Consider the following 21,881-nt stretch of genomic DNA (forward strand, 5'->3'; position numbering starts at 1 on the left):
GCGCCAGGACAGGAACGGCAGCGTCCCGCCGGCGTGTGCGAGTTGAAACCGGATACCGGGGTAGCGGCGCAGGGTTCCGCCCGCCAACATCAGAGTTGCCGCCCGAGTGGTATCGAAAGTGAACTCCTCGAGGAAATCCGGTAGTGGCAGTGAGGGTTTGGCGTCGTCGGGGATAGCGGCGGGATGGACGAAGACGAACGCCTTGCGGCGGTTGAGTGCCTCCATGAGCGGCTCGAAACGGGGATCGCCAAGGTAGACCCCGTCGTAGGCCGATAGCAACACGACGCCGTCGAGGTGGAGAGTGTCGAGTGCGTACTCGAGTTCGGCGATCGAGGCCGCGACGTCGGGCATGGGCAGTACCGCGAATGCGCCGAAGCGAGTGCGGTGTGTGCGAAAGAGCCTGGCGGCGTAGGTATTGCAGTAGCGGGCAAGATCGCGGGCTTCTTTGCCTCGCAGGAACGACACACCGGGGTCAGACACCGAGAGCGCCTGGGACTGAATGCCCCATCGGTCCATGAAGTCGATCGCTGATTCTGGCGACCACTGCGGGGTGGGATAGCCGCCGATGGTGACATGGCCGTGTTCGAGCAGTGCGGCACGGTACTCAGGTGGCAGGAAATGGGCATGGAGATCGATCCGGTACCTTCCGGACGGTGCGGCCGAAGCGGTCGCCGGCACAGCGCTCGTTGCGACAGCGATTCCTGCGGCCGCCGCGCCTGCACCGATCAACAGCGACCGACGGCTCATGCCGAAGGACTCGCCAGTGCTGGACGAGGACAGGTTGATATCAGCAGTCATCGGTTGTGAACCTCTCGGAAAATGAGTGTGGACGCTTACGCGTCATGGGTGAGAACGACAGTCTGAGAACGGCTTCCGTCGAGCAAGTCCAGCGCGATGTCGACGAGCATGTCTTCTTGCCCGCCGACCATGCCCCGTCGGCCTGCTTCCACGAGCAGGCTGCGGGCATCGAGGTCGTAGCGTTCGGCAATGCTCTCGGCGTGACGCAGGAAGCTCGAGTACACGCCGGCGTATCCGAGAGTCAACGTTTCGCGGTCGACACGCACGGGTCGGTCCTGCAACGGGCGGACGATGTCGTCGGCGGCGTCTTCGAGCGCATTGAGGTCACAGCTGTGTTCGATCCCGGCTCTCGACGCGGCCGCCACGAGCACTTCCAACGGAGCGTTGCCCGCGCCTGCGCCCATACCTGCCAGCGACGCGTCGACACGATTCGCGCCATGCTCGAGCGCCACGAGCGAGTTGGCCACTCCCAGGGAGAGGTTGTGGTGTGCATGGATACCGATCTCGGTGTCGCCGTGCAGAACTCCACGCATCGCGTCGCAGCGCTCAGCGATGTCACGCATGGTCATCGCGCCCCCGGAATCGACGACGTAGACACAGGTGGCGCCGTAGGACTCCATCAACACGGCTTGCCGCGCCAACTCCTGCGGACTGGCCATGTGGCTCATCATCAGAAAGCCGACGGTGTCCATGTCGAGTTCACGGGCAGCGGCGATGTGCTGGGCGGAGATGTCCGCCTCCGTGCAGTGCGTCGCGACCCTCACGGTGCGCGCACCGGCGTCGTAGGCGTCCTTGAGGTTCTGCACAGTGCCGATCCCGGGAAGGAGCAGGGTGGCCACGGTCGCTCGTTTCACCACGCCTGCAACGGCTTCGATCCATTCCAGGTCGGTGTGGGCGCCAAAGCCGTAGATGCAACTGGAGCCGGCAAGGCCGTCGCCGTGCGCCACCTCAATCGAATCCACACCGGCCGCATCGAGTGCCGTAGCGATGGTGACCACCTGCTCGGTTGTGTACTGATGCCGGATCGCGTGCATGCCGTCTCGCAGCGTGACATCGCTGACATACACCTTGCTCACCGTGTGGCTCCTGTTGTCTGCGCGGCATGAACTGCAATGCGTTCGGCGGTGGCTTTGGCAGCCGACGTCATGATGTCGAGATTGCCTGCGTAGGCGGGCAAGTAATGGGCTGCGCCCGTCACCTCGAGCATTGTGGTCACCCGCGTGCCGCTGAACTTGCCCGTCTCGGGGATGTAGAGCGGATTCTCCGCGGTGAACGTCTCGAACTGCACACGTTGCTTGAGCCGATATCCGGGAACATAGGCGTTGACGCGCTCGACCATGTCGGTGATCGACGCTTCGATCGCCGAGTGGTCGGTGTCGCCGTCGACAAGGCAATACACGGTGTTGCGCATCAGGATTGGCGGGTCGGCCGGGTTGAGGATCATCACTGCCTTAGCGCGCTGCGCACCCCCGACGTCACGTAACGCCGCGGCGGTCGTCTCGGTGAACTCATCGATATTCGCGCGGGTTCCCGGCCCCGCTGACTTGGACGAGATGGACGAGATGATCTCGGCGTAGGAGACCGGAGCAACTGCGCCGACCGCAGCGGCGATCGGCACGGTCGCCTGACCACCACAGGTCACCATGTTCAGATTCGGCGCATCCAGATGCTCGTCAAGGTTCACAACGGGCACACAGAACGGACCGATCGACGCAGGCGTGAGGTCGAGCACCCGGACCCCGGCGGGCTCGAGGGCGGACCAGTTGGCGCGGTGCGCCCCGGCAGACGTCGCGTCGAAAACCATTCGCACATCGGCGAATTCGTCCATGGCAAGCAGTCCGTCGACGCCCGCGGCGGTGGCGGCGACGCCCAGTCGTGTGGCACGCGCCAAGCCGTCGGAGTTCGGATCGATCCCCACCATCGCAACCACCTCGAGTGGGCCGTCGCTTCGGAGGATCTTGATCATGAGATCGGTGCCGATATTTCCCGAGCCGATGATGGCAACCGGGTAGCGCTGAGTCGTGGTCATCGATGGCTCTCTCAGGTGAAGTCAATGGATACGCGGCCGAGACCGGACAGATCCGCTGCTGCGGTGTCGCTGGCGTGAACGAACACGGCTGAGGTGATCGATCCGGACATGACGAACTCGCCGACCTGCAGCCCGATGTCGAACGCGGCCAGGGCGTTCACCAACCAGGCCACCGCCTCGGCGGGGTGACCCAGAACCGCGGTGGCAATTCCGGTGTCGACCTGCTCATTGTTGACGTACAGGTAGGCAGAAATGTCGTCGAGGTCGGGTGCGTCGTTGATCGGCACCCACGGACCGAGGACCACCGCGGCAGAGCTGGCGTTGTCGGCGACGGTGTCGCACAGAGTGATCCGCCAGTCAGCGATCCGGCTGTCGACGATTTCCAGGGCAGCAGCAACTGCGTCGGTGGCATCGAGGACATCGGCGACGGTGATACCTGGTCCTTGCAGCGGACGGTTGAGCCGGAACGCGATCTCCGGCTCGACGCGCGGCGCGCAGAGAGACGACGCCGGAATGGCGCCGCCGTCGGGGTACACCATGGTGTCGAGAATGAATCCGTAATCGGGCTCGTCGACGCCGAGCAACTGTTGCATGGGCGCTGACGTCAGACCGATCTTGCGGCCGACCAGCCGAGCCCCGTCGTCGAGCAGTCGCGTGAGATTTCGTTGCTGAATCGCATAGGCACCGGCCACGTCGAAGTCGGGGATGCTCTCGCTCAGCGGGGCAATCGGCGCGCTGTCGAGCAGTGCGGTGTGCAACCTGTCAGCCCAGTCGTCAAGGTCGGCCGGTGGCAGGGGAGAGATCATGAGTCCTCGTCTCGCGGTGATTCGGTGAGTCGGAGTGCGGCATCGATCAACATGCGTCCGTGGAGTTCGAACAGCGCTGGTAGATCGACAGAGTCACCGCCGATCTCCTTGGCGATGAACAGACCGTCGGCGCCCGCCATGGCGTAGGTGGCGAGTTGATCGACAGCGGCCTCGTCGAGATCCGGCGACAACTCCTTGGCTGCTTCGCGAATTCGGACCTGAGCCTCAGCTCGCACCTGGAGATACATCTCGCGGGCGCGCGGCTCCACTGGTCGGCGTTCCAACGCGAGCATCAGCCCGAGCCGCAGAAAGTCGGGTGACTCCAGCAGCGCCTTGGCAACCTGCATGGTCATCTCCGCGACTCGGTCACGGGCCGTCCCGTCGTCGGGCATTCTCCACGCCGACAGCCACTGGCCGAAGCTTCGCTCGATGACAGCCGCGATGAGGTCGTCCTTGTCGGTGAAATGCCAATAGATCGAACTCGCAGGCAACCCACACCGCTTGCTCACCAGGTTGATACTTGTTCCCTCGTATCCGCGCTCACTGGCGATTTCTGTTGCCGCGTCGAGGATTTTGGCTCTCGACGTCTCGCCGTTCGCTCGACGTCGCCGCGATGTCTCTGCCATTGGTTCACTCTTCTCGATTGGTCGGGGAGTGGCCGCAATTGCCGTAGTGGTCATTACAGTAAGTCCTTGACGGCCCGGGGTCAAGGACTTAGCGTAGTGATCACTACAGCTCGTTTATGTGGCATCTCGCCCTGGTGGCGAGGTCAGGCTCTAGGAGACTTCCGTGTCCGACATTCCGCACTACGACGTGGCGATCATCGGCTATGGCCCCACCGGGGTAACCGCAGCCAACCTCCTTGGTCGACAGGGACTGAATGTGGTTGTGCTCGAACGTGATCCAGACGTCTACAGTCGCGCCCGCGCAATATCGACAGACGAGGAGGTCATGCGTATCTGGCAGCAGGTTGGCCTGGCCGATACCCTGCAGCGCGACATGCTGCCCGGCGGCGTCGTCGCATTCGTCGACGCCGAGGGCAAGCCGTTCTCGGAGGTACAGCCGACATCACGAGGCGCCGGTCATCCACCGCAGCAGTTCATCTACCAACCTGCCGTCGACACGACGCTGCGCGCAGGGGTGGAACGGTTTGCCAACGTCACGGTGCTGACGAGGCACGAGAGCCTCAAGGTGCTCAGCGGCGCCGACGACGTCGAGATCCTGGCCGCCGACCTTGCCGACGACAGCTTCGTGCGGATTCGCGCGTCGTACGTGATCGCCGCCGATGGGGGGTCGTCGGCGACACGGGGACAGCTGGGGATCGGGTATCAGGGCACGACCTACACCGAGCGATGGGTCGTCATCGACACCAAGGTGCTCCGCGACTGGGAAGGTAGCTCGCGCTTACGTTTTCATTGCGACCCGGCGCGTCCCACCGTTGACTGTCCGACGCCGCTCGAGCATCACAGGTGGGAGTTCCCGGTCCGCGACGGCGAAGACGAGGAGTATCTTGCTACGCACCAAGCTATTTGGGCCATTTTGAACAGTCAGGGCATCACCGAGGAGAACGTCGAGATCCTCCGCGCGGTCGTCTACAGCCACCATGTGCGGGTGGCCGACCGTTGGCGTGTGGGCCGGGTGTTCCTGGCAGGCGACGCCGCGCACGCGATGCCGCCATGGATCGGGCAGGGGATGGCGTCGGGCGTACGCGACGCTGCCAACCTGTGCTGGAAACTTGCCGCAGTCGTCGACGGAAGTCTTCCGGAGTCAGCACTCGACAGCTATCAGGTCGAACGTGAGCCCCACGTGCGCGAGACAACCGATCATGCCGTATTCGCCGGCAAGGTGATCACCGAACGTCGCCCATGGGCGGCAAGCGTGCGCAACAACGTCTTTCGGTTCGTATCCAAGTTCTCCATCTACACGCGCTGGATGGTGGACAACAAGTGGATCCCGAATGCCCACTATTCCGACGGGCTCTTCAGCGAGCAGACCCACCCCGCCCGAGGGTGGCAGATCCCTCAGCCGTGGGTGCTTGACGAGCACGGAACCCGAGTTCGCCTCGACGACGTGCTCGACGGTCGCTGGGTAGTGCTCGGTCTCGACGAACGCGACCACACGGCGTGGCACTCGCGCGGCGTCGAAGTGCTGAGAGTACTGCCGGCTGGTGCACGGCCCGCCCCCGACGCCGTCGTCGACGCCGACAGCTCACTGCTGACGTGGTTCAGCACGCACCACGCTTCGGCGGTTGCACTACGCCCCGACGGCTTCGTCTACTGCGCTGCCGACTCCGGACACACCCTCCCAACACCGCCCGCAGGATTGCGTGCGGCGACCGCCACCTCACGATGAAGGAAACCTGATGTTGGCCCCTCACAATGCATCCCACACCGTCACAGTCAATGGCGATACCGAGATCTTCTACACCGAGATCGGTACCGGCGACCCGGTCGTTCTGCTACACGGAGGCGGACCAGGTGCCTCCGGTATGTCGAACTACGCCCGCAACGTCGACGCCTTGGCCAGCAGATTCCGAGTCATCGTGCCCGACCTGCCCGGCTACGGTCGTAGCAGCAAGAACCTCGAGCAGACCGACCCGTTCGGCGCGCTTGCCGACGCGATCCGCGCCCTACTCGATCACCTCGGACTCGACACCGCCCACCTGGTGGGCAACTCGTACGGGGGCGCCTGCGCCCTGCGGCTTGCCCTGGACACCCCACACCGCGTCGACCGGCTGGTGCTCATGGGACCGGGCGGGATCGGCACCACGCGCGGGGCGCCCACCAAGGGACTCAACGCACTTCTCGGCTACTACACCGGCACCGGGCCCAGCCGCGACAAGCTCGAAACCTTCGTCCGCACCTACCTCGTCTACGACGCCGAGGCAGTACCGGATAGCGCAATCGAGGAGCGTTATCAGGCCTCGATCGACCCCGACGTCGTCGCACATCCACCGCTGCGACGTCCCTCGGGTCTCGGTGCGCTCAAAACCCTGTGGCGCATGGACTTCACCCGCGACTCGCGCCTCGAAACACTCCCGAACCGCACGTTGGTCATCTGGGGCCAGAACGACAAGGTCAACCGGCCGGCCGGGGGACAGATGCTGGTCGACGCCATGCCCAACGCCGACCTGCTGATGCCGGCGCGAACCGGCCACTGGGTTCAGTGGGAACGAGCCGACCTGTTCAACCGGGTTGTGGCCGACTTCCTCGACGGCACCTACGCATGAGCGGCCCGATGTTGAGCGCCTCGACGACCATCGCACCGTCGGTGTTCGGGAACGTACACCTCGGCTACATCGTCATCGAAAGCCAAAAGTTCAGTGAGTGGCGACGATTCGGCAAAGACGCCATCGGAATGCACCTCGATGAGTTGTCGCCAGACGTGATTCGGTTCCGGCTCGACGATCACCAAGCACGGTTCATCGTCGTGCGCGGACCCGCCGAAGACGTCGTCGCCCTCGGATGGGAACTCGACAATCACGAGGCATTCGACCAGATCGTTGGTCGTGTCGCCGGCCGTGGTGTGCCGACCGTGGTCGGCACCGACGAAGATGCCGCCATTCGCGGAGTGGAACGGCTGATCCGGTTTCCCGGTCCCAACGGTCTGGCCCAGGAAGTCTTCACCCGTGCGCGAGTGACCGACGCACCACTGGCGATGACCAACCAACACGGATTCGTCACCGGCACATCAGGAATGGGGCACGTGGCGATCACGTCTACCAAACCGCAGCAGATGCGCGGCTACTACAACACCGTCTTCGACGCCCGGCTCACCGACTACATCGACGAGACGATCAGCGGCGCCAAACTCAAGATCCGATTCCTCCGGGTGAACGAGCGTCATCACTCGATCGCCATCGCCAATGTCCGTGCCCTGCCGATCAATCCGATCCGGACTCGAGTTCAACACCTCAACATCGAGGTCGCATCACTCGACGACATGACCCAGGCCTATCAGCGGGTCAAGCAACTCGGCTTCGACATGGCGCTCTCCGTCGGCCAGCACACCAACGACAAAGAGCTCTCGTTCTACGCACAGACCCCGTCCGGCTTCGAATGGGAGGTCGGCTGGAACCCGATCACCGTCGACGAAAAGACGTGGGAACCGACGACCCACAAGGGGATCAGCATCTGGGGGCACACACCAGAAGGCCACACGATCATCGACAAACTCGACCAGTTCCGCCGCGGCGCGCTCTCGCTGCGCCACGAGGAGGACACCGTCTTGGCGCTCTCCGGGATGGGCATCCCCGACAACTGACCGCGAGAACGTGCGACGCCTCGTCACGTCACAGCGGGCTCACGCGCGCCAGCACTGCGCCGGCGGTGGAGTCGGCCATCATGCAGGTGCAGCTGGGTCGGTGCGAAGCAGTTCGACCACCCGGGACCATCCATCGGCGCCGTATCCCTCCTCGACCGCCCGCGTGGCGAGGTCATGCATCAGACGTGGCAGCCGGGCATCGAGTCCCGCCTCGACGCTGGAGTCGACGATATGCCTCAGGGCCGCCGCCTCCATGGCGATGTTTTCCTCGGTTCCTGGATACTCTCCGGCGTCGACGTCGGCCGCAAGTCCCAGGAAGGTAGCGGGCAGGATGTCCAGCATTTCGATGGCCATCGGGACGAAGCTCGACGCGGTATGCCCGGCGGAGGTGACCAGCGCAGCCGCGTGCAGGAACGCGGTCATCCCGCTGAAGAAGATCTCCAGCATGCCGGTGTCGAGTATGGACGCCGTTGCGGGGTCGTCCCCGACGAACGTCGATCGCGGTGCGACTACCTCCAGTTCGCTCCGATACCGTTCGAGGAGGTCGCGGCGTCCGCTGTAGAGGATGAGGGCTTCCGGCGTCCCGATCACTGGGGTGGGCACCAGGATCGCGCCGATCAGGACGTCGATGCCGCGCTCATCTGCCCATCGTTGGGTCGTGCGCGCCTCATGCGGTGTCGACGAGGCGAGGACCACGACGACTCTCCCGCCGAACACCTCGCCGGGCAGTGAGCCGAGCACCTCGCGGGTCGCTTCATGGTCTCGCAAGCATGTGATGACGAGGCGGGCGCTGCTCACGGCCGACGCCAGATCGTCGGCCACGGTTGCACCGGCTTCAGCCATTCGCTCCGACGCCGACCGGGTGCGATTCCACACCGTTGTCGGCACATCAGCGGTGAGAAATGCTTGTGCGAGTGCAGATCCCATCGGTCCGAGACCGATCATCGTCACCCCGGCGCTGCGGTGTGCTGCTTCGTTCTGTGTCATAGGTCTATCGTCGACAGAACAGTTGACGGCGACAAGTACCCACTATTTTGTGGCGTACTTACCTGGAGGTGGGTGTGGAGTGCACCTGCCCGACGAAAGGTGCATCCCATGGCGGGCTTTCTCTGCGGACTCGACGCCGCCGTCGCGGTGGTAGGCGGCAAGTGGAAACCGTTGATCCTGTGGGCGCTGAGCGTGCAGCCGCGACGCACCGGCGAACTGCGCCGTGAGCTCGACGGTGTGTCGGAAAAGGTTCTCACCCAACAACTCCGCGAACTCGAACGCGACGGCATCGTCCATCGTGAGGTCTACAAAGAGGTTCCGCCGCGCGTGATCTACAGCCTGACGCGCAAGGGTGTGGCGCTTGACAAGGCACTCGCACCCCTGGGCGACTGGGGTGAGGAGCACCTGGCCGACATCATCGCAGTCCGGCAATGACGACTCGCACAGGATTCACCACCCGTGACCTCGCGTCGGCCGATCGCGCACTTCTGCGAGAGTCGGTTTGTGTCAAGGGATCTCGATGGTTTGAGCGCGGTGGATCTCGTCGACGGCCCGCACCAGGTACGGCACGTGATCAACCGCGGCATCCGTCGCCATCTCCGCGGCGACCAGCATGGCCGCACCGATGATGGCGGCGAGCGGAATGGCTGCTGCGGCAGCGTCGTCACCACGACGTTCGGAAACACCCAAGGCGCCGATGAGCACCGCTACCACGGAGTCTGGTGGGACCGATACATCCCACTGTGCTGCAGTGTCGACGGTACGGGTGAGGACATCGGACACGTCGTCGCCGCTCACACCGTCCTGGAAGGACGTCTCGAGTAGCTCACGGATTACATAGGCGTGCACGGCGCGGGCCGCATCACCGTGCTTCTCGAGTTGCGCGACAGCGTCGTCGAAATGCTCCCGGTCGTGGCTGCGCACTGCGCTGATACCCTGGTCGCTCGCTGTGGCGATCTCGTGGGCCATCGGCGACCATTGAGCGGGGAATCTCTGGTTTCGAGCCACTGCGAGGTCTCCTGTCTCGTCTGCTGGCGTTCGCGCAGCACGGACACATCACCTACGGCTCAGACTGGCCATTCGCACCCGCTGTCGCTGGCGCCTACTTCGCCGCGAACCTCGAGGACTACCCAGACCTCGACGCCGCGCAGTGCGACGCGATCGAGTGGGCCAACGCGGCACAGATGTTCCCGTGGCGGCCGTTCGTCGCGTATTCAGACTCGGTGGTCACCTGAACCGACTCGACCGATTCTCAGCGAAACGCGGCGACGCCCATCCCGATTGCGCCGAGCACTGAGAGCCAGGTGCGCACGGCGTTCCACGTCCCCCAGGTCTTGGCGAACGTGGACCAGTCCACCGTTCCAGCGGCAAGCCGTTGGTTGAGGGGCACGTTGATCGCCACCGTCGTCACGAACGCTACGACGATGAGCACCGCACCGATCACCCCGGCAAGTCCGCGAACGTCACGAGGACCGAATGCAACGATCCCGACCACGACGGCCACCGCCAGCACCGGCGCGAGGAAGAAGACCGCGAGGAATGGTGGACGCTCGACAGCGGAGTTCATCCTGCGCATCGCGTCAGCGCCGTCGACTCCGCTCAGGGCCGCAATCACCGTGGCGTAGGCGAAGTAGAAACCCGCGAGTACCGCGCTGCAGAGCACGGCCGACCCGATCAGCAATTTCATTGTCATGGTTACAAGCATCGGTCGACTCTTTGGCGTTATCCATGCCGAAATGGCTGATATTCATACGCGAACGTCTAATCTGAGGTCGTGGACCCTCTGTTCAGGATGTTGTCGGGGCTTCGGGCACAGGGCCTGTTCTCACTGCGGCTGTCCATGAGCGCACCGTGGTCGGTCGACATCGACGACGGCGCTCCACTCACCGTGATCGCTGTCGACCGCGGGTCGGCGTGGCTCGTCCGACCGGAAGAGGAAGCGCTTCTGACCGCGGGGCAGGTCGCGTTGGTTGCGCACGGGCCGCGCTACGTGGTCGCCGACGAACCCGACCGCGCCCCGACCGTTCGAATTGTGGAGGGCGGCAAGTGCATTGCGCTCCACGAGTCAATGCAGTCTGCGGTACACCGAGGTCTGCTGACGTGGGGCAATCACAGCGACGGAGCCGACCAACTCCTCGTCGGAACCTATGCGTCGGCATCCCAGGTCGGACGACACCTCACCGAGCAGTTGCCCGACTTCACGGTGCTACCGCCGGGCAGCGTCGACGAAACGACACGCGCTCTGTTGCGTCAGGAACTCGCCGACGCGAAACCGGGACACAGCTTCGTCATCGACCGCCTGCTCGACGTTGTGGTGGCCTCCGCCATTCGCGCTGCGGGACCCTTGGCTGGACCGGGGTGGTTGTCCGGCACACTCGATCCGACGGTTGCCGGCGCACTCGATCTCATCCATGAGTCGCCCGAGAAGCCTTGGACCGTAACAGCACTCGCCGCTGCGCTACACGTTTCCAGATCCGGCTTGGCGGCCAAGTTTCGTGACAGCGTGGGGGAGACGCCCGCGAGATACCTCACGCGCTGGCGGATGACCCTGGCTGCCGACGCACTCGTCGGATCCGACGACGGCCTCGAGACGATTGCCCGGCGGATCGGCTACGGGTCAGCGTTCTCGTTCAGCAACGCGTTCAAGACGATGCACGGGACGAGCCCGTCGCACTACCGCCGCGAGCGTCGATGAGGGTGGCGAGAAGATCTGTGCCGCTTCGAAAGTGGTGACGCGTCGTCGTGAGTCACGCGCGGGCGGCCCTCGAGACCGCACCTCATCTGTGACGGTTTACCTTCTGCACTGCCGAAGGTGCCGAGCGACAGATGAGGTGCGGATTCGCTCATCGCGCACCAGGGTTGGCGTACGGCGGTGGCCCGGCGCCGCCGCGGCTTACGGCACGGCGGCAAAACGCCCAGCCAGGAACGGCGTCGAATCAACGAGTGAGGCCTGCATTGTGCTGTCATGAGTGGTGGGGTATCCGTGGAAGTTCACCGTGGCGCCCGACGCTCTCATGTCTTTCACCAGCGACGCGGGTCCACGACTGTGCTTGCCCTGACACCGTTGATCGGTCAACGGTAACTCCGGCACAGTCCGTGTGCCCGTGCGACATGATCGGGTGAACACGCACGAGCCGAGCACCCGTCACGCTCCGCCGGCCGCGCCACCACTCTGCTTGCGGCGTCGATCAGATGGCGGCTGAGGCGATGACGTCCGCCGCTGTCGCGGCAGCGTTCGTCGCGGCCAGCTGTTGGTAGACAAGGAAACTCACTGGAAAGCCGGGAAGGTGATTCGGGTCGCCAGGACCATCGGAGACCCCGCGTAGGCCGACGAAAGGTATGGCGTGCGCCGCCGCAACCCCGGACACGGCAGCCGTCTCCATGTCGGAGGTGAGATAGCCCGAACCCGAATCGACGTCGGCGAACAGGGTTGCGAGTACACGGGGATCGGTACGGGCAAGCGTGTCGACGTCGCGACGAGTGTCCTCACGGTCTGCGAACGAGCATGGCCTGCAACCGGTCACGGAGCCACTACCGGGTACACACGGAAACGTGAATCCTTGATATGGGTCACTGCTGAGCCCCTTACCGCCGACTACCACCCGCGGTTCTCGGTGCAGATCGATCGGCGGCACCCAGGGCAGCTTGCGTCCGCATGGAGCCAGCGGATTCATGCCGTCGGTGACGGGTTCAGGTGGGGGTGTGCGGCCCGCGCGGCAGCCAGCAGTGAGGGATCCGCGGGAAGTGCCCGTCCTGTGCGAGTGAGGTACCACGTTGCCGGAACCGCGACATCGCCGATGCCCGCCGGCGGTGAACCACCTGCCGTGCCGGAGAACACGATCCGGGCGATCCGAAGGCCGTGCCGCGAGCAGGTGAGGTCTGCAAACGATGCGTTGGCGGCGTGGGTGGCATTGACGATGCCGACCCCTGTCATCACTGCGACGATCGGCTTGCCCCGGATCTCCGTCCGGTAATAGGTGACTCCGTCATCGAGCGGACTCACCCTCAACGACGAGTAGTACTGTGTCACAGAGCCGTTCACACAGCGACGGGTGCGGGCTCGACAATCGTTCCCTCGATGACGACCGTCGCAGTCGTCGCGGCACCCACGCCGTCGGTCACGGTGATCGTAAATGAGTCGTCCTGGATCAGCCCTGCCGCATCGCTAATATAGATCCATTTACCGGTCGCGCGGTCGATCACGACTGTGCCGTGCTCAGGTGCCGCGGCGACCGCGTAGGACAGGGTGTCGCTTTCGGCGTCGCGAGCCACGACGTCACCGGTGACCTGGCCCCGGTTGATGAACCCGATCCGCTGATTGACCGCGTCCGTGTAAACCAGGCTGCCTGTCTGCGGGTCGACGACCATCTCCTGGGGAGCATCCGAGACGGAGACGGAACCGACCACATCGGGGGAGGTAGTATCGATGATCAGAATCCGATCACGGACCGCGACATAAAGGTACTTGCCGTCTGCGCTGAGTGCCTGCGCGCTCGGCGCGCCACCGACGGGGATGTGGTCGTCGCTGCCGTTCTCGAGATCGGTGACCCACACCCAGCCGTCGCCGTCGCGGGCGGTCAGGGTGTACGCGGTCGTGCCGTCAGGGCTGATAACCGGTGAAGTGGGTGAACGTCCGACGCCGACAGAAGTGATCGCACCTGACTCGGTGTCGACCATCAACAACCGGTCGGCAAGGTTATCGGTGACGTACAGAGTTTTCCCGTCTGAACTCAGAACCGGGTCCACCGGCCGGACGCCGAGGTCGAGGGTGCGCACCACCAGCATGGTCTCGGTGTCGACGACGGTCAGCGTCGCCGCCTCGGAGTCCGTCAGGTACAGACTGCGTCCGTCGGACGACAATGCCATTCCGTCGGGGTGCCCGCCGACATCGAACGTCGTGGGATTGGCGGCCGAGTCGTACACGGTGAGGGTTCCTGCCGAGGTAGAGGCTGTGTACACCCTCGACACAGAGGGGCCGATCGCGACGACATCTGGCGTGGTGTCGGCCGGAAACGGTGATTGCGACGCCGACAGCGTGGTGGCATCCGTCGCAGAGACCGCGCGCAGCGTTCCGTCCACCGGGTCGGCGACCAGGATCAAACCGCGAACCTCTCCATTCCGACTGAAGGGCTGCGTCACCGCGATGTCCGACGGCGCGCCTTCCACCATAGAGCTAGATCGCGGGATCTCGCTGTCGCCCTGTGAGACATCGACGACGTCCGGCGCCGTATTGACCGGATCATTCCAGGCCGTGACGACGGTCGACACACTCCCGCCGCGTCCGTCGGAGGTCACCACAGTGAAGGGATCGGGTTGGGATTCGGTGACACCCGAAAGTGCAAGCTGATGTCCATAGAGAGCCGAACGGTGATAGGTGAGGATGTAGGTGCCAGGCTGAGTCGTCGACGGTGTCACCAGCACCCAGCCGTGGTCGGGCGGGTCGGTGACCGTGACGGTCAACGCGTCGGCGTCGACATCGTTGGTCACCAGTGTCCAGTCCGACGTCCGCCCCGTCCCGCCCGGATCTCCCCTCAGGCTCACGGTTGGTGACGTGTTGCCGACGGTCACCGGAATCGTCTTCGACCCAGCGACGTCGACGTCACGCACTCCGGCGTGCGATCCCGTGTAGGTGAATTCGCCTGTCGCGGAGTTGATCGTCATGGTTCCCTGTGCGGGAAGGTAGTTCGCCTCGTAGGTGAGGGTGTCGCCGTCAGCGTCGCTGCCGACGACGCGACCGGTCTCGGTCACCGGCCCGACGACGATGATGTCTCCCGACATGTTCGACACATAGAGTTCCCGCCCATCCGGGCTCAGTGCGATATCGTTCGCGGGGCTATTACCCGTCGGGATCGTGGCCACCGTCCGGCCCGTGGTCACATCGGTCACGGTGACCGTCTTCGACCCGAGGATGTACAGGTACCGTCCATCGGGACTGACGTCGACGGCGATCGGATCGGCCGCCGGCACGGAGCCGATCCGGTTCAGGGTCGCCGCATCGACCTGCACCACCTTGTCCGCGCCGGCATCGGCGACGAAGAAGCTTGTGCCGTCCGGGTCGACGGCCACGCCTCGGGGATCGACGAAATCACCTGCCGCGCCGAGGACTTCGCCGGTAGCGGCGTTGACGGCAGCCACCGCCTTCCACTTACCAGACGTCACGACGTACAACGTCGAACCATCCGGGCTGACATCGATGTCCTCCATGTCGTCGAGTCCGACCAGCAGATAGTTCGCCGGCGATTGACTATCCGTGCCTAACACCCATATGACAGGGGAGTCCTCGAGGACATAGAGCTTCTCGCCATCGGGACTGATCACGAGACCCTTGTAGGGTTCGACGGCGTCCGGCGTGGTGAAGGAGTCTCGGACACTCCCGGCCGGCGTCATCTGGGTGATCTGCCCGTAGTTCGTGAAATACAGTGTCGAGCCATCGGGGCTGACCGCCACCGCATTGACTCCTTGCTTGCTGCGGGTTACCGTGCGGGTGGACGTCGTCCGGGAGCCGAGTTCGTAGGTGCCGGTGGGAGCGTGGTTCACCGGGACGACAACCACGGGTGCGGTGACACTGACGACGATCGGGCGGCCGGCAGTCGACTGAGTCACGCCGAAGACAACGGTGTCCTGCAGCGGCTCGGTCGCACCCGATACGGCAAGGGCATGTGCGACAACCGGATCCGGAGTGTATGTCCACGTGCCGTCGGGATTGCGCGCCACACTCCCGTACTCGGGCTCGGTCAGCACGGTAACCGGCGCTTCTGAGTCGCCGAGCACCAGCGTGCTGCTTCCGTCCTCGGTGACAACGACCTCGGTCGGTGTGGCCACCGCCGGCGGATACACCGCGACCTGCACCGGCGTGGCGGCACCGTGTCCGTCAGAGACCTCGACGGTGAAAGCATCGAGGACGAGGTCGTCGGTTGTCGAGGTATAGGTCCACGACCCGGTTTTCCCGTCGATCATCACCGTGCCGTAGACGGGTTGCCCGGTAATCGCATAGGTGAGCGAGTCCCCGTCGTCGTCGTGACCGGTGACCTGTCCGGTCGCGGAACCGCCAGCCGTTGTGAAGTCGCCCGACTGGGCGGCGGGTGGTGTGTTGGTGGATGCGATCGGCACGGTGACCGTCGCCGGAGCCGGCCGCGGGGTTCGGGAGAACAGGTGCAGATGCCGCCCGTTACTTCGATCATCGTCACTGACCAACACGGTGAAGGTGTCGACTGCGGCTGACTCCGGTTGCACTGCAATGGCATGCGCGTACTCGGGATCAGGTGTGTAGGTGTAGCTGCCGTTCGCCTGGACGACGAGCGTCCCGTGATCCGGCCCGTCGATGACGGTGTACGTCACGAGGTCACCGTCCGCGTCCTGGGCGCCCAATGAACCGGTCACCACGCCGTCGTCCGTCGACGTCGTCGGACCGGGGGACACGCTCGGATAGGAGTTCAGATAGCGGCGGGTGATCTGCTGCCAGGACGCCCAGAGGACGGCCAGGGCCGGTTGGGCCGCCGCGGCACCCGCGTGGTTGGGATCGAACCCGAGGATCCTGAACAGTGCCGAGACAACCCTGGACGCGACGGTGCCCGCGGTCGATGCCGGGGTCGGGACCTGCATTGCACTGATTGAACCGACCGACCCGGCGGCGGCAGCGTCAACTGATGTCGCCGACACCTCAACTGACATCGCGGGTTTCATCGGATCAGCCGACGTCACCTGCGAGGTTCGTGGCGATGCCGTCGGTGACCGGGTCGGCTCGACGGGCTCAGGCGACCGGGCCGAAGGTGCGTGGAGATCGTCAGCCGAGTGTTCCACGACGGATCGCTGTGATGCGTTCTCCGAAGCCGATTCATCGACAGCGGCCGGGACGGCAGCATCTTCATTCGCAGTGCCCTCATCGGCCTTGGCCGACGGCGTCGTGTTACCCGCTGCAGGTTCGGTGACGGAATCCTCGGAGCCCACCGGCGCGCCGACGGCAGGTGCATCATCGGATGTGCTGCCTTTCGCGTCGATGTCACCCACCGCCGCTGTTCCGCCCTCGGCTTCTGAATCCTTCGTGACGGGGTGATCCGTGTCGGGGTCGACTGCGGGTTGGGATGTCGCGGGGCTGGGACTCTCGTCGACAGACTCCGATGTGGCCGACGACGGCGGAACGAGATCATCGGCCGACGCCACACCGACGACCCCGAATCCTCCCCATGTGATGGCCCCGATGATTCCCGCAGACGCGGCAATCACACGAGTCCGCTTCATCGATCGCATTGCCCGGCCACCATTCATGGCGTGTCGCCTCACCTTCGTCCAGTCGATGTCGCGCGTTGCTTGATCAACGATGGTGGTGACGCTATGACGGCGCAGTGAAGCCGGATAGCCCCAGATTTCTGGGGCACTCGCCGAGCAGGGCCTGCTGCAGGCCAACCCCCAAACGTGGTTTCAGCACGCTGCCGCTGTCTGTCGATGACTTGGTCGAACTCACTCGCGCTCGGATCGTCATTGAGTCCTCGACACTGCGCGAGTCCATCGCCGTCGGCGACCTGTCGTGGGAGGGTTCGGTCGTCGCAGCTCATCACAGGCTGGCGGCCACTCCGATGTACAACGACGACAACACAATCAACGATGACTTCGCGAATGTTCACCGGGCATTTCACGTCGCACCGCTCGCCGGGAGCGGCAACAGTCACCTCGAGGGTTTCGCATCCTCGCTGCGAGACCGCTCCGAGCTGTACCAATACTGGTCGCGCTATCTCGGCGATGGCCCCAATCGCGACGTCGCCTGCGAGCACCGCGAGCTCGCCGATCTCACAGTGGCTCGCAAGACATCTTCTGCCGCTGACGCATTGGAGCGCCACATTCAGCGCACTACCGATTTCCTTATCGAATACATCCGCACCCACAGTCTTGAAGAGCGCTAGCCGGACTCCGGCGGCACTTATGCCCCTGAGGTCCGCCGCCTTTTCCCGCCCGCCACGATAGCCGCCTCCCCGTGTGGGGGAGGCGGCGTGGCGTCGTGAACTTCAGACTGCGATGAGCTCGTCGTCGGACTTGTTCTTCTCGGCGTATCCGGGAGGTCCGAAGAGGTAGCCGAGGCGGCCGCGCCACGTGTGAGCGCGCGCTGTGTCGCGAAGCATGTTCACTGTCTCGACGTAGTTGTACTTGATGGGATTCTGGGTCTCGACGTCGTGGAGCAGTCCGTACCGCACCGGCTCGGTCTCCTCGGCATACGAACCGAAAATGCGATCCCAGATGATGAACACACCGCCATAGTTCTTGTCGATGTAGGGCTGGTTCGATCCATGGTGAACGCGGTGGTGGGACGGGCTGTTGAAAATGAACTCCCAAGGCGCGCAAAGCTTGTCGATACGTTGGGTATGGAACGGGATCTGGAAGAGGAGACCGGCGGTGTTGAGTAGGAGAATCATCCACACCGGGAATCCCAGTAGGGCCGCGGGGAGCCAGGCGAGGCTGCGCAGCGTATAGGACACGGGGTGAAACCAGGGCAACCGCAGGTTCGTCGACAGATTGAAGTAGTTGCTGGAGTGGTGCACGCTGTGGGCGGCCCAGAGGAGTCTGATGCGGTGGTCGCCGCGGTGCGCCCAGTAGTAGCAGAAGTCGGTGACGACCAGGCATGCCACCCACACCCACCAGTGCTTGGCCGACAAGTGCAGCGGCGTCAGCGCTGAGGCCACGACGATCGTCGAGAACGGCAGGATGTACTGAGTGAGCGCCTTGGCGGCCGTGTTGATCAGGTACGTGGCCCAGTTTCCGACGTAGTCGCGCACAGATCGTTTGGAGAACGTGTGGGTGGCGTCGCGGTCTCGTCTGTGGTCAACGTATTCGACGATAGAGAGCAAGATAAATGCAGGTACAGCTGCGAGGAGCAAGGTACTTGTTGCGTTCATGTGCAGAACACTATTGACGGTGACCTGCGCAAACATCCCGCGAAGAACTGATTTTCCCTCCCTCTCACGGGGGAGTCGACTAGCCTTCACACATGCCGGAGCCAGGACTCGTCGCCGTTCGAAAGTCGCTCGAACGCCAGTCACTCCTGGTGGCACTGTTCGCCGCCGTGATCGACGCCATGCTCTTCATTTCCTCCGGGATCTTCTCTGCCGCCCCGACGGCTGCGCTCACGATGACGATCACGCTGGTCGCCGCCGACCTCTGTCTGGCCTTGCGCCCCAGCACCACAGCCGCGGTTGCCTACATTCAGGTGATCACACGTATCCTCGCGTGCCTACTCCTGAGTCACTACGAACTCGCGGCCGGGATCGGCAACGTCGGCGTGCTGGTCGCCGGCTATCGCGCCGGCGCGTGGCTGCCCGCCCGGGCTTCGGCGACCGTGTTGCCAGTGCTGATGGCGGGAGTCGCGACGGCGGCATATCTCAACGGCTCAGCCGACGTGTGGTGGATGGTTCCTGCCATCGCGGTCTCAAATGCGTTGATCCCGTGGCTCGTTGGCCGGTATACCGCCGCCGGCGGCGCCTACGTCACCAAACTGGAGATGCAGCGGAAGAGTGACCACGCAGCGCTGGCCAAGGCACTCGCCGACGAGCGCGAGGCCATCGCCCGTGATCTGCACGATGTCATCTCCCACCACGTCAGTGCGATAGGCATCCATGCAGGCGCGGCTCGAATGACCCTCGGATCGAACATCGAGGCGTCGGAGCGATCACTGCGGGCGGTCGAGACATCCAGCCAGGCGGCCATGAAGGACCTTCGTCTGCAACTCGACATCCTGCACGGCCGTGACGACGCCGGCGAGGTGCAACCCGGCCTCGCCAACATCCCCGAGCTGGTCGAATCTGTCGGTCGGGCCGGACTCTCCGTGGATATAAACCTACCGCGCGGGCTGGTCACCTTGCCGAAATCGCTCGACGTCATCGTGTATCGAATCGTCCAGGAACTGCTGACCAACGCATTGCGTCACGGCGACGGATCGGCTTGCCTCAAGGTTCGCCGAGATCGATCCCGAATCGTCATCGACGAGTCGAATCCCATTGCTGCCGAGGTCTACACAGGCGACTCGCTGCACCGCGGACTCGACGGTATGCGGCGTCGTGCCGAGTTGTTCGATGGCCGCGTCGAATGCGGCGCCGACGAATCCGGGCGGTGGCGCACCCTTGTCGAGATCCCTGTGAGTACACGATGACCGAACCCATCACCGTTCTCGTCGCCGACGACCACGCCGTGTTTCGCGCGGGACTCAAGGCCGTCATCGACGCCGGCCCTGACACCTCGTGCGTTGCCGAAGCAGACGACGGCCGCGCCGCGATCGAGGCGGCTCAGCGGGTCCAACCAGCCGTAGTGGTACTCGATGTGCGAATGCCCAGGCTCGACGGTGTCGCCGCCATCGAGCCGATCATCGCCGCCACCGACGCCAAGATCCTGATGCTCACGACCTACGACAGTGAGAAGGTGCTCGCCACCGCGCTGCGTGCCGGGGCCTCAGGCTTTCTGCTCAAGTCGTCGCCGCCGGAAGAAATCGTCGGGGCGATACGCATTGTGGCTCGCGGCGATTCGGTCATCGATCCCGCCATGACGCGCCGTTTGGCGGCCCGCGTTGCCGACACTCTGACCGAGGTGCCGGTACCACCGGAGGTGGCGACGCTGACGGCACGCGAATTCGAGGTTCTGCTCCTGATGGCCGAGGCACACAGCAACGCTGAGATTGCTGCGGAATTGTATGTGGGGGAGCAGACGGTCAAGACTCACGTATCCCACATTCTGGCCAAACTGGGTGTGCGCGACCGCATTCAGGCCGTGGTGTACGTGCACCGACACCGACTGTCCGGGGTAACGAGTACCTGACGCCAAGGATCGTGGCAAACCGCGATTCTCGACGGCACGCATTCGGGGCGGATGCTATGTCGGCGCGTTGAGTTCGAGTATCGCGATCTCCGGCGGCGCACCGACGCGGACCGGAGGTCCCCACGCGCCAGACCCGTATGTCGTGAACACCGTGGTCGGTCCGAGATGATCGACGCCGGTGACGTTGGTGGTGGTGGCGAGATCGACTATGTACCGCAGCGGCCACATTTGGCCGCCATGTGTGTGTCCGGAGAGCTGGAGGTCGACGCCGGCCTCGGACGCTTCAACGGCTTGATTCGGTTGGTGCGCAAGGAGCAGCACAAACCGCTGGTCGTCGCGTCCGCGCAGGGCAGCGGAGAGGTCAGGCGCGTACGGCGCGCCGGTGGAGTAGTCGTAAACGCCGGCAATGTCGATGGACGCCGCGCCGCGTCGAATCTCGGTGCGTTCGTTGTTGATTGGGTTGATTCCGAGAGTCTTCCAGTGCGCCATCCAAGCGCCGGTGTCGTCCGAGATCTCCTCGTGATTGCCGGCCACGCCGTAGACACCCATTGGCGCGGACAGGTCTGCCATCGGTTGCAGATCAGTGCCGACACGCGCGACGGTTCCGTCGTCGAGGTCTCCGAGGACCACGATCAAATCTGGCTTCTGCTCGTTGACCATGTTGACGACCTTGCGTGTGAACGACTCGCCTCGAGCAGGGCCTAGGTGCAGATCGCTCACCACAGCGACGCGCATACCGTCGAACTCCTCGGGCAGACGCTCCAGCGTGAGGCTCTCGCGCGTCACGCTCGGGGATGCTGCTTCGGTGACGCCGTAGACGACGGTAACGGCGGCAACGATCGCCAAGCAGCCGCTGGCGACCCGGGTGGTGAGGAGTCGTGTCCGGTTCGTCGATTGGTGGCGCAGCCGACCGACAACCCGTATGCCCAGCAGCGCCACACCGATGATCGCCAGACCCAGCAGAAGGTAGAACACCGTCGCGAGCCAGGTCAGTCCGAGGAAGCCGACGGGTCGCAGCCACGTGGGAAAGATGCTGCCAACGCCTGCCGCGACCACCGCCAGCACCCACCCGAGTACCAGAACGGTGTCGATGCAACGACCCCATCCTCGACTCACCGCGGTAGCCCTGACGAACCGCCGGTGCAGCAGGAAGTGGACCAAGCCCAGGGCCAGTGCAGCGATAACGAGCACCAGCATCAGGCCCG

Annotated in this window: 21 protein-coding genes and 1 pseudogene; 9 read left to right on the top strand and 13 right to left on the bottom strand. The window is 64.3% G+C overall.

Annotated features, from left to right (window positions below; translation table 11 throughout):
* From ABW18_RS21640 to ABW18_RS21660, 5 genes are all read right to left on the bottom strand, one after another.
* A partial coding sequence (locus ABW18_RS21640) for an amidohydrolase family protein (protein ID WP_049701019.1) occupies window positions 1–798 on the bottom strand: 798 nt, incomplete at its 3' end.
* Window positions 799–833: 35 nt separating this feature from the next.
* Complete coding sequence (gene dmpG, locus ABW18_RS21645; protein WP_083444498.1) at window positions 834–1,874, bottom strand: 4-hydroxy-2-oxovalerate aldolase; 1,041 nt, start codon at window positions 1,872–1,874, stop codon at window positions 834–836.
* Window positions 1,871–2,827 (bottom strand): acetaldehyde dehydrogenase (acetylating), encoded by a 957-nt coding sequence (locus ABW18_RS21650; protein ID WP_049701020.1) that lies wholly within the window; start codon window positions 2,825–2,827, stop codon window positions 1,871–1,873. The genes dmpG and ABW18_RS21650 overlap by 4 nt, the downstream gene beginning before the upstream one ends.
* Before the next feature lie 11 nt (window positions 2,828–2,838).
* Window positions 2,839–3,633 (bottom strand): 2-keto-4-pentenoate hydratase, encoded by a 795-nt coding sequence (locus ABW18_RS21655; protein ID WP_049701021.1) that lies wholly within the window; start codon window positions 3,631–3,633, stop codon window positions 2,839–2,841.
* On the bottom strand, window positions 3,630–4,259 hold the full coding sequence (locus ABW18_RS21660; protein ID WP_049701022.1) for a TetR/AcrR family transcriptional regulator: 630 nt from the start codon (window positions 4,257–4,259) through the stop codon (window positions 3,630–3,632). Before ABW18_RS21660 ends, ABW18_RS21655 begins: the two co-directional genes overlap by 4 nt.
* Window positions 4,260–4,422: 163 nt before the next feature.
* Here ABW18_RS21660 and mhpA point away from each other — a divergent pair, with 163 nt between their 5' ends.
* The 3 genes from mhpA to ABW18_RS21675 are packed head-to-tail and all read left to right on the top strand — an operon-like array spanning window position 4,423 to window position 7,896.
* Window positions 4,423–5,985, top strand: coding sequence for a bifunctional 3-(3-hydroxy-phenyl)propionate/3-hydroxycinnamic acid hydroxylase MhpA (mhpA, locus tag ABW18_RS21665; protein WP_049701023.1), 1,563 nt, complete (start codon window positions 4,423–4,425; stop codon window positions 5,983–5,985).
* Window positions 5,986–5,995: 10 nt separating this feature from the next.
* Entirely contained in the window at window positions 5,996–6,862 is an 867-nt protein-coding gene (locus ABW18_RS21670; RefSeq protein ID WP_049701024.1) for an alpha/beta fold hydrolase, read from the top strand.
* An 8-nt stretch (window positions 6,863–6,870) separates the two neighbouring features.
* Window positions 6,871–7,896 carry a VOC family protein gene (locus ABW18_RS21675; RefSeq protein ID WP_049701048.1) on the top strand — a complete coding sequence of 342 codons (1,026 nt, stop codon included), beginning with the start codon at window positions 6,871–6,873 and terminating at the stop codon, window positions 7,894–7,896.
* Between the two features lie 78 nt (window positions 7,897–7,974).
* Here the strand turns inward: ABW18_RS21675 and ABW18_RS21680 are convergent, their stop codons facing one another.
* On the bottom strand, window positions 7,975–8,883 hold the full coding sequence (locus tag ABW18_RS21680) for an NAD(P)-dependent oxidoreductase (RefSeq protein WP_049701025.1): 909 nt from the start codon (window positions 8,881–8,883) through the stop codon (window positions 7,975–7,977).
* A 108-nt stretch (window positions 8,884–8,991) separates the two neighbouring features.
* On the opposite strand from ABW18_RS21680, the gene ABW18_RS21685 reads away from it, so the two are divergent.
* Complete coding sequence (locus ABW18_RS21685; protein ID WP_049701026.1) at window positions 8,992–9,318, top strand: winged helix-turn-helix transcriptional regulator; 327 nt, start codon at window positions 8,992–8,994, stop codon at window positions 9,316–9,318.
* A 72-nt stretch (window positions 9,319–9,390) separates the two neighbouring features.
* On the opposite strand, the gene ABW18_RS21690 is transcribed toward ABW18_RS21685, so the two are convergent.
* The gene (locus ABW18_RS21690; protein ID WP_049701027.1) at window positions 9,391–9,852 is read right to left on the bottom strand and encodes a hypothetical protein; all 462 of its coding nucleotides are present in this window, start codon (window positions 9,850–9,852) and stop codon (window positions 9,391–9,393) included.
* 50 nt (window positions 9,853–9,902) lie between these two features.
* On the opposite strand from ABW18_RS21690, the pseudogene ABW18_RS22600 reads away from it, so the two are divergent.
* Window positions 9,903–10,118: pseudogene (locus ABW18_RS22600) on the top strand (hypothetical protein); the annotation flags it as partial.
* Between the two features lie 17 nt (window positions 10,119–10,135).
* On the opposite strand, the gene ABW18_RS21695 reads toward ABW18_RS22600, so the two are convergent.
* Window positions 10,136–10,576: an anthrone oxygenase family protein gene (locus ABW18_RS21695; protein WP_235434489.1), complete on the bottom strand. Its 441-nt coding sequence runs from the start codon at window positions 10,574–10,576 to the stop codon at window positions 10,136–10,138.
* 81 nt (window positions 10,577–10,657) lie between these two features.
* Between ABW18_RS21695 and ABW18_RS21700 the strand changes: the two genes are divergently transcribed.
* Window positions 10,658–11,578, top strand: a complete 921-nt coding sequence (locus ABW18_RS21700) for an AraC family transcriptional regulator (RefSeq protein WP_235434490.1) — start codon at window positions 10,658–10,660, stop codon at window positions 11,576–11,578.
* Window positions 11,579–12,071: 493 nt separating this feature from the next.
* Here the strand turns inward: ABW18_RS21700 and ABW18_RS22840 are convergent, their stop codons facing one another.
* From ABW18_RS22840 to ABW18_RS21715, 3 genes are all read right to left on the bottom strand, one after another.
* A complete protein-coding gene (locus ABW18_RS22840) occupies window positions 12,072–12,407 on the bottom strand; it encodes a nucleoside phosphorylase-I family protein (RefSeq protein WP_200903302.1) in 336 nt (111 codons plus the stop codon).
* 146 nt (window positions 12,408–12,553) lie between these two features.
* Window positions 12,554–12,913 (bottom strand): phosphorylase family protein, encoded by a 360-nt coding sequence (locus tag ABW18_RS21710; protein ID WP_160318062.1) that lies wholly within the window; start codon window positions 12,911–12,913, stop codon window positions 12,554–12,556.
* Window positions 12,914–12,921: 8 nt separating this feature from the next.
* Window positions 12,922–17,121: an Ig-like domain-containing protein gene (locus ABW18_RS21715; protein WP_160318063.1), complete on the bottom strand. Its 4,200-nt coding sequence runs from the start codon at window positions 17,119–17,121 to the stop codon at window positions 12,922–12,924.
* A gap of 209 nt (window positions 17,122–17,330) precedes the next feature.
* Here ABW18_RS21715 and ABW18_RS21720 point away from each other — a divergent pair, with 209 nt between their 5' ends.
* Window positions 17,331–17,780 (top strand): FCD domain-containing protein, encoded by a 450-nt coding sequence (locus ABW18_RS21720; protein WP_053117554.1) that lies wholly within the window; start codon window positions 17,331–17,333, stop codon window positions 17,778–17,780.
* 102 nt (window positions 17,781–17,882) lie between these two features.
* On the opposite strand, the gene ABW18_RS21725 is transcribed toward ABW18_RS21720, so the two are convergent.
* Entirely contained in the window at window positions 17,883–18,767 is an 885-nt protein-coding gene (locus ABW18_RS21725; RefSeq protein WP_049701051.1) for a sterol desaturase family protein, read from the bottom strand.
* A 92-nt stretch (window positions 18,768–18,859) separates the two neighbouring features.
* Between ABW18_RS21725 and ABW18_RS21730 the strand changes: the two genes are divergently transcribed.
* Entirely contained in the window at window positions 18,860–20,017 is a 1,158-nt protein-coding gene (locus ABW18_RS21730; RefSeq protein WP_049701032.1) for a sensor histidine kinase, read from the top strand.
* Window positions 20,014–20,676, top strand: coding sequence for a response regulator (locus ABW18_RS21735; RefSeq protein WP_049701033.1), 663 nt, complete (start codon window positions 20,014–20,016; stop codon window positions 20,674–20,676). The genes ABW18_RS21730 and ABW18_RS21735 overlap by 4 nt, the downstream gene beginning before the upstream one ends.
* Before the next feature lie 54 nt (window positions 20,677–20,730).
* On the opposite strand, the gene ABW18_RS21740 is transcribed toward ABW18_RS21735, so the two are convergent.
* Window positions 20,731–21,873: a metallophosphoesterase gene (locus ABW18_RS21740; RefSeq protein WP_049701034.1), complete on the bottom strand. Its 1,143-nt coding sequence runs from the start codon at window positions 21,871–21,873 to the stop codon at window positions 20,731–20,733.
* Between the last annotated feature and the right edge of the window lie 8 nt (window positions 21,874–21,881).

It is taken from the genome of Gordonia jacobaea (assembly GCF_001186365.1).
GTDB lineage: Bacteria > Actinomycetota > Actinomycetes > Mycobacteriales > Mycobacteriaceae > Gordonia > Gordonia jacobaea.

What these genes read in the sequence shown, in the direction of transcription:
- ABW18_RS21650 (WP_049701020.1), bottom strand. Translation starts at nt 2,827, where the DNA reads ATGACCACGACTCAGCGCTACCCGGTTGCCATCATCGGCTCGGGAAAT.
- ABW18_RS21655 (WP_049701021.1), bottom strand. Translation starts at nt 3,633, where the DNA reads ATGATCTCTCCCCTGCCACCGGCCGACCTTGACGACTGGGCTGACAGG.
- ABW18_RS21660 (WP_049701022.1), bottom strand. Translation starts at nt 4,259, where the DNA reads ATGGCAGAGACATCGCGGCGACGTCGAGCGAACGGCGAGACGTCGAGA.
- ABW18_RS21670 (WP_049701024.1), top strand. Translation starts at nt 5,996, where the DNA reads ATGTTGGCCCCTCACAATGCATCCCACACCGTCACAGTCAATGGCGAT.
- ABW18_RS21675 (WP_049701048.1), top strand. Translation starts at nt 6,871, where the DNA reads ATGTTGAGCGCCTCGACGACCATCGCACCGTCGGTGTTCGGGAACGTA.
- ABW18_RS21680 (WP_049701025.1), bottom strand. Translation starts at nt 8,883, where the DNA reads ATGACACAGAACGAAGCAGCACACCGCAGCGCCGGGGTGACGATGATC.
- ABW18_RS21685 (WP_049701026.1), top strand. Translation starts at nt 8,992, where the DNA reads ATGGCGGGCTTTCTCTGCGGACTCGACGCCGCCGTCGCGGTGGTAGGC.
- ABW18_RS21690 (WP_049701027.1), bottom strand. Translation starts at nt 9,852, where the DNA reads ATGGCCCACGAGATCGCCACAGCGAGCGACCAGGGTATCAGCGCAGTG.
- ABW18_RS21695 (WP_235434489.1), bottom strand. Translation starts at nt 10,576, where the DNA reads ATGACAATGAAATTGCTGATCGGGTCGGCCGTGCTCTGCAGCGCGGTA.
- ABW18_RS21715 (WP_160318063.1), bottom strand. Translation starts at nt 17,121, where the DNA reads ATGAAGCGGACTCGTGTGATTGCCGCGTCTGCGGGAATCATCGGGGCC.
- ABW18_RS21725 (WP_049701051.1), bottom strand. Translation starts at nt 18,767, where the DNA reads ATGAACGCAACAAGTACCTTGCTCCTCGCAGCTGTACCTGCATTTATC.
- ABW18_RS21730 (WP_049701032.1), top strand. Translation starts at nt 18,860, where the DNA reads ATGCCGGAGCCAGGACTCGTCGCCGTTCGAAAGTCGCTCGAACGCCAG.
- ABW18_RS21735 (WP_049701033.1), top strand. Translation starts at nt 20,014, where the DNA reads ATGACCGAACCCATCACCGTTCTCGTCGCCGACGACCACGCCGTGTTT.
- ABW18_RS21740 (WP_049701034.1), bottom strand. Translation starts at nt 21,873, where the DNA reads ATGCTGGTGCTCGTTATCGCTGCACTGGCCCTGGGCTTGGTCCACTTC.